The organism is Gimesia maris, assembly GCF_008298035.1.
In the GTDB taxonomy this organism is placed as follows: Bacteria; Planctomycetota; Planctomycetia; order Planctomycetales; family Planctomycetaceae; genus Gimesia; species Gimesia maris.
Window position 1 is genome coordinate 4,914,480 of the sequence record NZ_CP042910.1, and the last position, 13,714, is coordinate 4,928,193.

The 13,714-nt window shown below is 50.3% G+C and carries 10 protein-coding genes; 7 read left to right on the top strand and 3 right to left on the bottom strand.

The window, feature by feature from the left end; translation table 11 throughout:
• The first annotated feature begins 276 nt into the window (after positions 1–276).
• The 7 genes from GmarT_RS17990 to GmarT_RS18020 all read left to right on the top strand — a co-directional run bounded on the left by GmarT_RS17990 (position 277) and on the right by GmarT_RS18020 (position 10,258).
• Positions 277–3,795 carry a DUF1553 domain-containing protein gene (locus tag GmarT_RS17990; RefSeq protein WP_002645531.1) on the top strand — a complete coding sequence of 1,173 codons (3,519 nt, stop codon included), beginning with the start codon at positions 277–279 and terminating at the stop codon, positions 3,793–3,795.
• Positions 3,796–3,798: 3 nt separating this feature from the next.
• A complete protein-coding gene (locus tag GmarT_RS17995; RefSeq protein ID WP_002645530.1) occupies positions 3,799–5,256 on the top strand; it encodes a DUF1501 domain-containing protein in 1,458 nt (485 codons plus the stop codon).
• Between the two features lie 36 nt (positions 5,257–5,292).
• Complete coding sequence (locus tag GmarT_RS18000) at positions 5,293–6,000, top strand: DNA alkylation repair protein (protein ID WP_002645529.1); 708 nt, start codon at positions 5,293–5,295, stop codon at positions 5,998–6,000.
• Between the two features lie 1,301 nt (positions 6,001–7,301).
• Positions 7,302–7,898, top strand: coding sequence for a Panacea domain-containing protein (locus tag GmarT_RS18005; protein WP_052301238.1), 597 nt, complete (start codon positions 7,302–7,304; stop codon positions 7,896–7,898).
• Entirely contained in the window at positions 7,898–8,506 is a 609-nt protein-coding gene (locus GmarT_RS18010; RefSeq protein WP_149303050.1) for a hypothetical protein, read from the top strand. The genes GmarT_RS18005 and GmarT_RS18010 overlap by 1 nt, the downstream gene beginning before the upstream one ends.
• The gene (locus GmarT_RS18015; RefSeq protein ID WP_002645525.1) at positions 8,493–8,906 is read left to right on the top strand and encodes a hypothetical protein; all 414 of its coding nucleotides are present in this window, start codon (positions 8,493–8,495) and stop codon (positions 8,904–8,906) included. The genes GmarT_RS18010 and GmarT_RS18015 overlap by 14 nt, the downstream gene beginning before the upstream one ends.
• Complete coding sequence (locus tag GmarT_RS18020; protein ID WP_149303052.1) at positions 8,903–10,258, top strand: hypothetical protein; 1,356 nt, start codon at positions 8,903–8,905, stop codon at positions 10,256–10,258. Before GmarT_RS18015 ends, GmarT_RS18020 begins: the two co-directional genes overlap by 4 nt.
• 293 nt (positions 10,259–10,551) lie before the next feature.
• Here the strand turns inward: GmarT_RS18020 and GmarT_RS18025 are convergent, their stop codons facing one another.
• The 3 genes from GmarT_RS18025 to GmarT_RS18035 all read right to left on the bottom strand — a co-directional run bounded on the left by GmarT_RS18025 (position 10,552) and on the right by GmarT_RS18035 (position 13,713).
• Complete coding sequence (locus tag GmarT_RS18025) at positions 10,552–10,950, bottom strand: hypothetical protein (protein WP_002645523.1); 399 nt, start codon at positions 10,948–10,950, stop codon at positions 10,552–10,554.
• 255 nt (positions 10,951–11,205) lie between these two features.
• On the bottom strand, positions 11,206–12,345 hold the full coding sequence (locus GmarT_RS18030; RefSeq protein WP_002645522.1) for a hypothetical protein: 1,140 nt from the start codon (positions 12,343–12,345) through the stop codon (positions 11,206–11,208).
• Positions 12,346–12,537: 192 nt separating this feature from the next.
• A complete protein-coding gene (locus tag GmarT_RS18035; RefSeq protein ID WP_002645520.1) occupies positions 12,538–13,713 on the bottom strand; it encodes a hypothetical protein in 1,176 nt (391 codons plus the stop codon).
• Position 13,714: the final 1 nt, after the last annotated feature.

Consider the following 13,714-nt stretch of genomic DNA (forward strand, 5'->3'; position numbering starts at 1 on the left):
CATGAGCGGCATCTCCCGACAAATGGGGACATTTTCTTGCATCTGCTCACTCCGGAAGTTAATATATGAGGTGGCTTTAGAGCCTCCAACTTTATTTGAACTTACCTGCTGACTGTTTCTCAAACGGTCAGCTACCGTTGATCTTACAGACTGACGGACTGGTGTCACCAAACCTGAAATAGCAATGACGGAATCAGGCGACACTCTGATGCGAATCTGCAATAGTGTCAACTCACCTGCGCACCGGCTTGCGTTCCTACCCGAAGGTGAATACCCATGTTTGATCTCTCCCTGGGACGAATTCCTCAGGCAGGCCTCGCATTCCTGCTCATCGCCGCTGCCACAGTGGTTTACGCGGAATCTCCCGCAGCAAAAGCACAAGAGAAGTCCGCCGCCAGCAGCGACATTGACTTCAATCGCGACATCCGCCCCATTCTCTCCAAGAACTGTTTTCACTGTCACGGCCCTGATGAAGGCACCCGCGAAGCAGAACTCCGCCTCGATCAGCGTCCTGCCGCTATCGCGAAACTTCCCAGTGATGCCCACGCGATTATCCCCAACAAAGCCGATCAGAGCGAACTCGTTCGCCGCATCATTTCCAAAGACGAATACGCCGTCATGCCGCCCCCCGAGGTCGGAGAAAAACTGACCGACGCACAGATTGCCAAAATTAAAGCCTGGATCAACCAGGGCGCGCCCTACTCCCGGCACTGGTCGTTCATTCCTCCCGAACGTCCTCCCCTGCCGACCGTCACACAACAGAACTGGCCCACCAATGCCATCGATCACTTCGTTCTGGCGAAACTCGAAGCAGCCGGCCTTAAACCCAGCCTGGAAGCCAGTCGCCATACACTCATCCGACGCCTCAGCTTCGATCTCCGTGGCTTGCCTCCCACTCAGGCCGAAGTCGATCAGTTCCTCAAAGACAAATCTCCCGACGCTTACGATAAACTCGTCGATCGTTTCCTGGCTGATCCTGCTTACGGCGAACGCTGGGCCCGAAAGTGGCTCGACCTCGCCCGCTATGCCGACTCCAAAGGTTATGGCTCCGACCCACTCCGCATGACCATCTGGCGATATCGTGACTGGGTCATCTCCGCGCTCAACAACAACATGCCCTACGATCAGTTTACCCTCGAACAGCTGGCCGGTGACCTCCTGCCCGAAGCCACGCTCGAACAGCAGGTCGCCACTGCTTTCCATCGTAATTCGATGACCAACACCGAAGGCGGAACCGATGATGAGGAATTCCGCGTCGCCGCGGTCAGCGATCGTGTCGATACGACCATCCAGGTCTGGATGGGCCTGACCATGGGTTGTGCGAAATGTCATACTCATAAATACGATCCGATTTCGCAGAAGGAATACTATCAGCTCTACGCCTTCTTCAATCAGACCGCAGACAACGATCAACCCACCGATGCCCCTACCATCGCTGCTCCGACCAAAGCGATGCTGAAAGAAACCAGCCGCATCGAAACCGAAATCGCGGCACTCAACAAACGCCTGCAGACACCAACGCCGGAACTCGCTGCCGCCCAGCAGAAATGGGAAGCCACTCTGCACGCCAAACCCGACTGGCAGACATTGACTCCGCTCGCTGCAACTTCCTCTTCCGATAAAACCAAACTGGAAATCCGCGACGATCAATCCATTCTCGCCAGCGGGTCTCCCTCGAACGAAACCTACACCATCGAAACCGAAGTCGATCTGCAGACTCTCAAAGCCCTGCGACTCGAAGTCCTGCCCGATCCCAGCCTGCCCGCTCAAGGGCCCGGCCGCGCCAAGGACGGCAACTTCGTCCTCTCGGAAATCAGCCTCACCGGTAAACCGCTCCACGCAGACACCCCGGTGCAGGGCCAGTTCCTGCGGATCGAACAGCAGGGAGCCGAACAGCAGATTCTTTCGCTCGCCGAAGTCCAGGTCTTCCAGCAGGACAAGAACATCGCCGCCCAGGGAACCGCCACCCAGTCCAGCGTTGCCTACGACGGACCCGCCAGTCTCGCGATTGACGGCAACACCGACGGCCATTACTTCAATGCAAAGTCGACGACTCATACGAAAACCGAAGTCGCCCCCTGGTGGGAACTCAAACTGAAAGAAAATACTCCGCTCGACCGCGTCGTCATCTGGAACCGCACCGACGGTAGTGGCGAACGTCTGGCCAACTTCAGAGTCAGCCTGCTCGACGATGCACGCAACGTCGTCTGGCAAACCATTGTCGCCGACTCTCCCAAACCGTCTGTCACTCTGCCTGTTTCGAATGAACGTTCCCTCCCGATCCGTCGTGCCTTCGCTTCCTTCTCGCAGTCCGGTTTCCCGGTCACTGGCAGCATCGACCCGGCCAGCAGGAACCAGAAAGGCTGGGGCATCGCACCGCAGTTCGGCAAACCCAACTCTGCTTATTTTATTCTGGAAAACAAACCCGCAGCCGATTCCGGCAAACAGCGGCTGCTCATCAAACTGTCTCACAATTACAAAGATCCTCAATACGCCCTCGGACGATTCCGACTCTCCTACACTACCGAATCCAAACTCGAACCCCGACTCAAAGTCAGCGATGATCTCCTCGCCATCGTCGACACCAAACCCGCAGACCGTAGTCCCGCCGACCAGAACAAACTCGCCGCCTACTACCGCAGCATCGCTCCCGCTTTGAAAGCAACCCGCGATCAGATCGCGAAACTGCAGAAAGCCAAACCCGTTTACCCGCAGCTCCCCGTCATGCAGGAACTCCCTGTCGACAAACAGCGCGAAACCCACACCATGGTTCGAGGCAGCTTCCTCACTCCCGGCGATCGTGTTGAACCCGCTGTCCTCAGCTCTTTCAATCCGCCTCCCAAAGAAACCCCAAAAAACCGTATCGCCGTTGCGAAATGGCTCACCGATCCTCAGAACCCGTTGACGGCCCGCGTCGCCGTCAATCGTCTCTGGTCTCAACTGTTCGGCAAAGGACTCGTTGTTACCGAAGAAGATTTCGGCACCCAGGGTGAACTCCCCAGTCATCCGCAACTCCTCGACTGGCTCGCCACCGAATTCGTCAACAACGGCTGGGACATGAAAGCCCTCCTGAAAACCATCGTCATGTCCAGCACGTATCGGCAGGATTCCACCACCCTGCCCGTGCATCTGGAAAAAGATCCCGACAACCGTCTGCTCTCTCGCGGTGCCCGTTATCGACTGGAAGCCGAAATGATCCGCGACCAGGCACTCGCTCTGAGTGGCCTGCTCAACCGAACCATCGGCGGTCCTTCCGTCTACCCCGTGCAACCCGAAGGCATCTGGAGAGCCGCGTTCAACGGTCAACGCACCTGGGCTACCAGTAAAGATGAAGACCGCTTTCGTCGCGGGCTCTACACCTTCTGGCGCCGAACCGTCCCCTACCCGTCCATGGCGACCTTCGATGCCCCCAGCCGGGAAATCTGTACGATCCGACGCATCAGTACCAACACACCGCTGCAGGCGATGATCACCATGAACGACCCCGTCTTCATCGAAATCGCCCAGGCACTCGGCGAACGCCTCTTCCTCTCGGGAGACACGCCCCGCACCCGCATCGAATATGGATTGCAGCTCTGCCTGGTTCGTCCACCACAGCCCGAACAGATTGAACCGCTGCTGAAACTCTACGAATCGGAACTCGCGTTTTACAAAGCCCATCCCGAAGAAGCAGAGAAACTTCTGGATAACCCGCTGAAACCGATTTCCGCTCAATACGACAAAGCCGAGCTCGCTGCCTGGACAATCATCGCTAATGTACTCCTCAATATGGATGGTGTGCTCACCAAAGGATAAATCATGAATCTCAAACAACAACAGCTGCAGGCAGTCACCCGACGACATTTCCTCGCCCAGGGTTCCACCGGAATCGGTTCTCTCGCGCTGGGCGCTTTGCTCGCCGAGAACAATCCCACCGCCGCCAGCACACCTGCGAAACACGATGCCGAACTCCCCCCGTATCGGCTGCCGACCAAAGCCAAAAGCGTCATCTTTCTGCACATGGCCGGCTCCCCTCCGCAGCAGGAACTGTTCGACTATAAACCCGAACTCATCAAACGCAATATGCAGCCCTGTCCCGATTCGTTCCTCAAAGGCCGCGGCTTCCCCTTCATTAAAGGGCACCCCAAGATGCTGGGCACCCCGTACAAATTCAAACAGTACGGCGAAGAGGGAATCTGGATGAGCGAGCTGCTCCCGAACTTCCAGAAAGTCGCCGACGAAATCACCGTCATCAAATCGATGCACACCGACCAGTTCAACCATGCGCCCGCCCAACTGTTCCTTTACACCGGCTCCCCCCGCTTCGGCGGCGCCTCGATGGGCTCCTGGATCACCTACGGTCTCGGTTCTGAAAACAAGAACCTGCCCGGCTTCATGGTGCTGCTCAGTGGCGGCAGCGATCCCAGTGGCGGAAAAAGTCTCTGGGGCAGCGGCTTCCTCCCCTCCGTCTATCAGGGCGTGCAATGTCGCACCACAGGCGATCCCATCCTCTACGTCTCCAACCCCAAAGGCATCAACCGCGATGTCCGCAGGCGCAGTCTGGATGCCCTGAAGTCGCTGAATGAATTCGAACTCAAGCAGTTCGGCAACCCCGAAACCCTCACCCGCATCAACCAGTACGAACTCGCGTTCCGCATGCAGATGTCGGTCCCCGAAGCCGTCGACCTCGCCAGCGAAACCAAAGAGACCCACGAACTGTATGGCACCACCGACGGTGCCCCGTCGTTCGCCAACAACTGTCTGCTTGCCCGGCGCATGGTCGAACGCGGCGTGCGTTACATCCAGCTCTTCGATTACGGCTGGGACATGCATGGCACGAGTAAAGGCAACGACCTGATCACCGGCGTCCCCAAGAAAACCAAAGACATCGACCGCCCCCTCTACGCGTTGATTTCCGATCTCAAACAGCGCGGACTCCTCGATGAAACACTGGTCGTCTGGAGTGGTGAGTTCGGCAGAACCTCCATGAACGAAGAACGCAACGGCTCCAAGTTCCTCGGACGCGACCATCACCCCCACTGCTACACCATCTGGATGGCCGGCGGAGGCATCAAAAAAGGCTTCTCCTACGGCCAGACCGACGAACTCGGTTATTTCGTCGCCGAAAACAAAACCAGCGTCCGCGATCTGCAGTCCACCATCCTGCACCTCACCGGATTCGAAGCCCGCAAATTCAAATTCCCCTACCAGGGACTCGACCAGCGCCTCATCGGCCCCGCCGACGAAGACCACCTGATCAAAGACATTCTCGCGTAAAGCGTCAACCCGTTCTCTCGCCTCCGGAGAATCAAGATGACCGTCACCGAAATCGTAGCGCAGCTGGAAAAACTGGGAACCGACTCCACCAGACGCATCCTGATGAACCACGGTGCCCGCGACCCGGTGTTCGGCGTTAAAATCGCCGACCTCAAGATTCTGCAGAAGCAGATCAAAACCGATTACCAGCTGGCCCTCGATCTCTACGACACCGGGAATTACGACGCACAGTACCTCGCCGGCCTGATCGCCGATGAAAACCGTATGACGAAAACGGATCTGCGTCGCTGGCTCAGTAAAGCCAACTGTATCACCCATTGTGGCACCGTGGTCGCTGCGGTGACAGCCGAGAGTCGTTACGGGATCGAACTGGCTCGCGAATGGATCGCCGCCCGTCAGGAAGCCAAAGCTCAGACAGGCTGGACAACGCTCAGTAATCTCGTCTCGATCAAAGACGACGCCGAACTCGACCTGACCGAACTCAAACGACTGCTCAAACAGGTCACACAGACAATCCACGAGCAGCCCAACATGGTCCGCTATGCAATGAACGGCTTCGTGATTTCCACCGGCTGTTATGTCAACAGCCTGACCGACGCTGCGTTGCGTGCCGCAGAAAAGATCGGCACCGTCTCGGTCGACATGGGTCAGACCGCCTGCAAAGTCCCTGCTGCCATCGACTACATTCACAAAGTTCAGCAGCGCGGCACCATCGGCAAAAAACGCAAGACAGCCCGCTGCTGAAAGACAGGCAATACTCTGCTGATGATTTAAGACGCGCATCTGGTTACTCCTCCCTGAGTTCACCTGATCCTTCGTTGCTGTATAAAGTGAGTCTTTACTGAAAAGATTCCTCTTGACGCCTGCCCGCCGTTCGCCATCATCCCCGCTTATAAGTGTGTCGCGCGCGTGGTCCAGTATTTTTGCAGCTGATCACCGCGAACCACTGACAAAACCTGTACTATAAAAGTCCCCTGTTTCTGAACCATTTTGACCAAAGGCTGCTCAAACATTCTCTGTGGATCGCCAGCACATCGCCCCCCTGTCGCCACGGAACGCCCCGGCATCGCCCCCCTGTCGGCACAGTTCAGCCAATATCGCCACAAATTTTGTAGCATCAGCTCTTGACCTGCCCACGCCCTTTGAGAAAATCCCACCCACTGGCACAACATTTTTCCGTTCCCCAAAGAGACAAAGAAAGTTTCCATTTTCATCCAGGCCATCCATTCAAAACCAGGAGCATTCCATAACAGAAGCGGGAGCGGATCACATTTACCCATAGCATTTTTTTAATTCGAACTGTTGTTACAGTTGTGAGACAACCAGGGCGAATACCCTGCGACTAATCAGTCATTCCAGCTGCCGAATCCCCCAGAAAATCAGCCGCACGGCGTTAGCCGCGGTTAACTTCGATATAGAAAAAGCAGACATTAAATGAATCAACCTCGGAAACAATTAAGAAACACTGTCTGCCCCCACAATCAGCTCAGGTGTGGCACTATTGGCTCGCCAACAGTGATCGAGCAACCAGCCTCCACCAGTAACAAAAGGGTTGCCCCCAAATAAAATTCGGGCAGGAAGCAGACAGAACAATAACCCACTCATAATACGGAAAGCCACCAGTCAGGCGAGGTGAAGATCGGGAAGTACAACACCTTCATACCTGAAGCCTACTGTATATATCGTCAATTTTGAGATACCGCGTTCCTGGGCGAATATTTACGGAACAATGACCGGGCAATAGCTGTTACCCGGTCCTTAAATGTTAGTTCAAGACCAACATGCTCATAACAACACTGTAGTGAACAGTAAGAAAAACCGATAATCGATATAGGAAATTCATTCTAAAATCAGTAAATGGGATCTCCTGAAATAGTCTTTATTATTTCAAAGGCATCCAACTAAGTTATTGAAAATGTTTCACAAACAGATTCTAATCATAGCAATAGCACTTTAGTACATATGTTCAAATGTGAAATCAGAGTACAACTGTATGAGTCATAGAATCAAACATATTGGAAGCACTTAGCTCCAGGAGACTCTTAATGCCCACTATTAGTCGTCGTAATCTTGTCCTGTTGATGTTGGGAATAGACCCAGACGGCGAGATCGCTAAAGGCATCGGTGGAATTACACGTTTGCAAAAACTTCTTTATTTATTGGAGCGTGAGGAGAATCTGACTCCTACTGAAAATGGATTTGATTTTTCTGCATATAAGGCTGGTCCATATTCTTCAAAACTATATGACGATTTGGAGTTTTTAGAGAACCTCGGATTTGTTGAATCTGAAGTGACCGCTGATGCTACTCTTGGAGAGGCAGCAGAAGTAGAGTTGCTCGATTTTGAAGAATTGCTCGGTGACGGGGCAGAGAACTCCAATGATGAAGCTGTGGATGGAATAGCTGCAGCTGATGCTTTTGAAGAACGTCGATTTAAAATTACAGATGAAGGAACGCAACGGATACAGTCCCTTCTGGAATCTGAAGAATACAAACCTTTAAGTGAAGGAATCCGTCGCGTCAAACGGAAATATGGCACATACTCCCTATCTGATTTGTTGTATTATGTCTATGAAAAGTATCCAGACATGACCGTAGAATCGGAAATTAAGGATCAGGTTTTTCGAGGACGAAATAAATAATGTGTCATTCCGAATTAATTGAACTGTTACTCGGAATTCATGTCGCTGTATTACTTGGATCACTAGCAGCTTTCTATGCTTACAGTGACCGAACTGATGGCTTTGCTGCATCACTCAAGGGGAACAACGAAACACTACGAGAACTACGCAGAAAAATTTGTAGAGCTCTAGAAATAAATTTAAATCCGGTTTTTGAGAGTCCGGGTGCTGTTCCTTCACCGGTTCTCGGACCAAATGGTGGAACTTATGTTGAACGCTCAGTAAATCCAGTTGGTAGTGAAATTTACCGTGAATCCATTCGCGATTTTCTAGAGGATCGAATTGAATTCATTTGCGATTATCATTCGCTTTTTAATGCAAGCAAAAGATGGTGTTTCTGGACTGATTCGTTCAGAAATATTGTTTTGGGTTTGTTCTGCTGGCAACTTTTTTCGAGCTTTATATTTCTAATAGACAAAGCAACAAAAGTTGATATTTCATTATGGGTCCTTGCATCATTTAGCACGATTTCTGTATTAGCAATTATGTCTGCAATTATATCTGTCATATTTCGATTAATTCATTACCGAACAATAGTATCCGTGAGGTTAAAATATGCTGAGCTTTGATCTTGAATCAAATTTGCTCGAACCAGTTGCTAATTATCAAAGACGCAAAACGTTCAGACGTCAATATGACGAATTGCCATTTTACGAATATCGAATTGACCTTTTTGGGTTTTCGCAAAAATTAGGGAGCACTGTGGCTGTAGAGTTGAAATTGTCTAAATGGAAAAGAGCTTTTGAACAAGCAAGTATTTACCAGCTTTGCGCGGATTTCGTTTACATTGCACTTCCCTCTATAAACATCGCTAAAGTCGATATATCTTTGCTTCAAGAAAACGGTATTGGTTTGATTAGTGTCTTTGAAACAGGACGCTGTCGCCAAATAATTGAACCACTTCCCTCACCAGTTGTTCGTCCCCATTACCGTGATCATTACATTGACCTATTAATGGGAACTGAATGATGCCAGTTGTTGAACCAAATTTGATCCTACGTTTGGGAACTCATGCTGAAAAAGAATACTTCGATAAGACCCTGCGTTTTTTTGATGGTTTGGCGGTCAATGCCAATTTAGTTGAAGCTACACCTGGAGCAACAGCTAGTCTTTTGGTTAGGTTCGGTGGTAAAAAAAGGGAGCTTCCTTTTTACATAGACCCTATGACTTATGCCTTCGGAGAATATGCAGACAGAAAAGGAGTATTACGACGTGATCTAGATTGGATAAAATCTGATCAAAAACGAAATGGTGAACTAATACGCGATTACAAAAGATCATATAGTAAATTAGCAAATCAGCTTGGCGATCCATTTGCAGAGGCACTAGAAAGAAATTCATCTGTTACTTGGAACGATTTCAATGACTCAAATATAGAATCTGCATGTAGTCAAGTTGCTGAATACCAGTTGCACAGAATCGCAGAGGAATTTTCATCAGATTCTGAATTAGTACAATTCATTGATAAAGTACCAAGACCAGTCGCTGTTTATGCACCTTACTTCTACATCGAACCTAGCAATGAGAACGAATGGCTTGATCTTAATCTCAGATTAGCTACTACCACTGCCAGAAATATCACATCGCATCCCGTCCATATAATGATCTGTGCTGATTCCTCTTTTCTGTTAAATAAGAAATTCATCGAACGAATCAAGGCAGAGCTACCAAGTACTGGTGTGAAGGGAGTTTGGTTTTGGTTTAGTGCTTTTCAGGAAGATTCTGCAAGCATTGAGCACTTGACCGCTTTTCGAAATTTAGTAGAAACATTAAGTGACAAGGTTTCTGTTTATAGTCGACATGGTGGTTTTTTTAGTATGGCTCTTAGTAAACATGGCCTTTCAGGCCTCAGTCATGGTGTAGGTTATGGCGAACAAAAGGATGTTATTCCTATAATTGGGCAGTCTACCCCCACAGTTCGTTACTACCTTCCACAGGTTCGCAGGCGATTTGGAGTACCTCAAATTGAACGGTGCTTTGATTCATTAGAGATTAAAACCCCCAAAGATTTCTATAAAAAAGTCTGTGGGTGCGTAATTTGTAAAGGGATTATTTCTGATGAAATACATGCTTTCGCAGAGTTTGGTGAAATGCATCGATCTACCCCAAAATCTAAAAGACTAGCACAGACACCAGCTGCAGCAAAACGTTGTCGTTATCACTTTCTCCTTTCAAGAATCGCAGAACGCGACTGGATTAAATCTGCAAGTAACGAGGAAATAATCGGCAAATTGAAGGCTGCAGCAGAACTATGGGGAACACAAACCACACTTAGCGGAGGCACTACTCATCTTGAAAGATGGCAAGAAGTACTAAAATAATTAGGGAAGTATTAAAAGTTTCAGCGACTCTGTTTCCACTTCTGCCCCCCTTTTGCCCGTTAGATATGTTTCAAGTTTTTTTGCGAGTGTTTGACTTCTGTGATGTTAGCTTCTTTGTACTCTTTTTAGATTTACTCATTGTAGACAACGCTAAAGGGGTCAGACCCCGATTACCTCTCTGAAAAACACTGTTCGTGGTGTTTTTTTACATGTAGTATAAACTGTGCCGAACAGGATTGGTCCCGCCCCCTTTATGTCTTCTTTGTCTTCCGATTATTTGTCTCTTGCCCCCTTTAACTACCCTCATTTGTTCCTGCCTCTATTTTCTGTTCGTCAGACATCAGGTCTCTTATTTTTGAGAGTAGTTGATCAAGAGACCGGGTCTCATATTCAACAAGTGGTTCATTCCAATTATAAATATTTTCCTTCGGGTTTCTTTCAATTAAAACTAAAGAATAATGTCCCTCAGGTGAACCCTCTGGATACCAACCAACATCAATCACATACATTTTATCTGTAGAAACGGCGTGAAACATGTCTTGTAAAAAATATAAATCCCAGATTTTAAAGCCTTCACCAAAACCCGTTACATGTTTCGCTTCCTCAGCAGTAATCGTCAAAATATGATTCTGTGTCACCACCCACTTATCATTCGATGGTATTTCACACTTTTGTAATTCACTTCTATCCATTAAGTAACCCTTTCATAAATCTATGCCTCTATATGCGGAGAGACTTACGGGGTCAGGAGATTTAAAGCAGGAGTCGTTTATTTGCCTCCTGTCCCTTTTTATCCTCAATCGTCTTATTCCAGGCTGCGGCCCCACGTCGCCGCAGTCGTCGTCAATGATTGGCCAGACTTATAAAAACGGAGACGCCTGATCCACCTGAATCCTCATGTGATTCCTGATCACTCCCCGTTGACAGCGACATCAGAAGTCAAAACCTCAATCCAGATGGGAAACCACTTCCTGAAGCCGCTCTCTTCGGCTGTTGACCGCTTCCTGTCTCCAGTCACAGTCAAATATTTGATCCACTCGACGAGCGATTTTGCCCGTACGTTGGAGGGCAGCCTTTGTCTTATCAATCCGGCGGATCACTTCGTCCTTCGCGACGCGCAGGTCACTGGCCACGACTTGCGGTGACTGATACCAGAAATCTTCTGCGGGTTGCATGCCCACAGCCCAGCGTACTGCGGCGAGCCGGATGTCAAGCATCAGCAGACTGAAAGTGAACTGCAATTGAACGCTGCGTTTCCCGGAAAGATCATGTCTCAAAACATCTACTACGCCGGACGTGCGATCGACAGGATCTCCGTTTGTTGCATCAATTAAGCGCGAGCGTATCTGTTTTTCGATGGCTTCGTGGACACGTATCAAATCTGCATAGTCCATGGCAACCTGACGTTGCTGCTGTGCATAATGAAACGCGTCTTCAGCACAACCATCAAACAGGGCCAGTTCAGCCTTGGCGTTTGCCAGATCGGCTCGATACCCCAGGCATTCGGTCTCGCCATCACGCTCCATGATTTTTATCCAGTCTTCGGCCTGCGGGCGGCGATTCAAGCTCAGGTTCACAAGACATCCGGCAGCAGCAGTTGCGTGAGCGTGATTCATGGTTGCTGCGCCGCGTTCCGACCACGCCAGTTCTATGGCATTGAGAGACTTCTCATTCTTGCCCTGATCTTCCAAGAACTCATACTCACAGAACCGTAAGTCGGCAACGACTCCTTCTAGAGCGTTTCCAGCAAGACTTTCCAGTTCTCCAAGCCGCGTTTCTAACTGCGTCATATCGGGATTGTAAAGCCGCAGCAGATCGAAAGTCATTTCTCTCATTGAGAACAAAGACTCGTGTCGCGACACCTCCCATGATTCCATAGAAAGGAGGCGATTCAATGCTTCCAACGGTTTACCCGCACGCTTAAGGCACTTCACCTCGTTCAATCCAAATTGGAATGCGATTCCTTCGTTGCCTGCCTGCTTCGCATCGTTGCATAATTGCCCAAACATCATTCCCGCTTCCACAAAGCGTCCCTGTCCGTAAGCCTCGTGCGCATGTTCGCGTAAAATGTATGCATCGTAATCCATTGATGACAGCCTTCAATTCAGTGATTTGCAAACGTGATCAAGAAGTATGCTGGCGAAGCCTTTATTGTTCATCCAGGCAGTCGGCGAGATCTTCCCCGGGAGGAAAATTAAGGGAGCAGTTCTTTTCATCATAGGCTACCAGGCCGAACAGCATGGGATCTGCCCCCTCTCTCTCCCTCATGTAATTCCTGCTTACACCTTGTTTACAGTGAAATCGGAAGTCACGCCTTGATCCAGATTGGAAACAATTTTCTGGAGCCGCTCTCTACGGTGATTTACCGCTTCCTGTCGCCAGTCACAGCAAAATGCCTGATCCGATTGTCGAGCGATTTTGCCTGCACGTCGGATGGCAGCCTTTGTCTTATCAATCCGGCGGATGGCTTCGTCCTTCGCGACGCGCAGGTCACAGGCCACGACTTGCGGTGACTGATACCAGGAATCTTCTGCAGGTTGCATGCCCACAGCCCAACGTACTGCAGCGAGCCGGATGTCAAGCAGCAGTAGACTGAAACGAAACTGTAATTGAAGGCTGTTTTTCCCGGGAATCGCCTGTTTGAAGACGTCTAACACCCCGGACAAGCGATCGACAGGGTCTCCGTTTGTTGCATCAAGCAGTCGCGAACGCACCTGTTTTTCGATTGCTTCGTGGACGCGTATCTTATCCGCATATTCCATGGCGACTCGACGTTGCTGCTGTGCATAGTGAAACACGTCCTCGTAACGACCATCAAACAGGGCGAGTTCAGCCTTGCAGTCCGCGAGGTCGGCTCGATATCCCAGACATGTGATCTCGCCATCACGCTCCATGATTTTTACCCAGTCCTCGGCCTGCGGGCGGCGATTCAAGCGCAGGTTCACAAGGCATCCATAAGAAGCAGTTGAGTGAGCGTGGTTCATGGTTCCTGCGCCGCGTTCCGACCACGCCAGCTCAATGGAATTGAGGGCCTTCTCATCCTTGCCCTGATCTTCCAAATACAGATACTCATATAGTCGGAAGTCGGCAACGACTCCATCAAGAGCGCTTTTGGCAAGTCTTTCCAGTTCTCCAAGCCGCGTTTCTAACTGCGTCACATCGGGATTGTAACTCCGCAACAGATCGAAAGTCTGTTTTTTCATCTGGAACAAATACTCATGGAGCGGCGCCTTCCAGGACTTCATCGTAAGCAGCCGATTCAATGCCCCCAACGGTTTACCTGCACGCAGCAGGCATTGCACTTCGAACAAGCCCAATTCGTATGCCAGTTCGTCTTTGCCTGCCTTTTTCGCATCATTGCATGTTTGACCCGCCAGCACTCCCGCTTCTACAAAACGTCCCTGCCTGTAAGCCTCGTACGCATGATCTATCAGTATATATGCTTCCGGTCCCATT

Bases quoted from the DNA above. Each gene is read 5' to 3' on its own strand.
- GmarT_RS17990 (WP_002645531.1), top strand. From the start codon at position 277: ATGTTTGATCTCTCCCTGGGACGAATTCCTCAGGCAGGCCTCGCATTC.
- GmarT_RS17995 (WP_002645530.1), top strand. From the start codon at position 3,799: ATGAATCTCAAACAACAACAGCTGCAGGCAGTCACCCGACGACATTTC.
- GmarT_RS18000 (WP_002645529.1), top strand. From the start codon at position 5,293: ATGACCGTCACCGAAATCGTAGCGCAGCTGGAAAAACTGGGAACCGAC.
- GmarT_RS18005 (WP_052301238.1), top strand. From the start codon at position 7,302: ATGCCCACTATTAGTCGTCGTAATCTTGTCCTGTTGATGTTGGGAATA.
- GmarT_RS18010 (WP_149303050.1), top strand. From the start codon at position 7,898: ATGTGTCATTCCGAATTAATTGAACTGTTACTCGGAATTCATGTCGCT.
- GmarT_RS18015 (WP_002645525.1), top strand. From the start codon at position 8,493: ATGCTGAGCTTTGATCTTGAATCAAATTTGCTCGAACCAGTTGCTAAT.
- GmarT_RS18020 (WP_149303052.1), top strand. From the start codon at position 8,903: ATGATGCCAGTTGTTGAACCAAATTTGATCCTACGTTTGGGAACTCAT.
- GmarT_RS18025 (WP_002645523.1), bottom strand. From the start codon at position 10,950: ATGGATAGAAGTGAATTACAAAAGTGTGAAATACCATCGAATGATAAG.
- GmarT_RS18030 (WP_002645522.1), bottom strand. From the start codon at position 12,345: ATGGATTACGATGCATACATTTTACGCGAACATGCGCACGAGGCTTAC.
- GmarT_RS18035 (WP_002645520.1), bottom strand. From the start codon at position 13,713: ATGGGACCGGAAGCATATATACTGATAGATCATGCGTACGAGGCTTAC.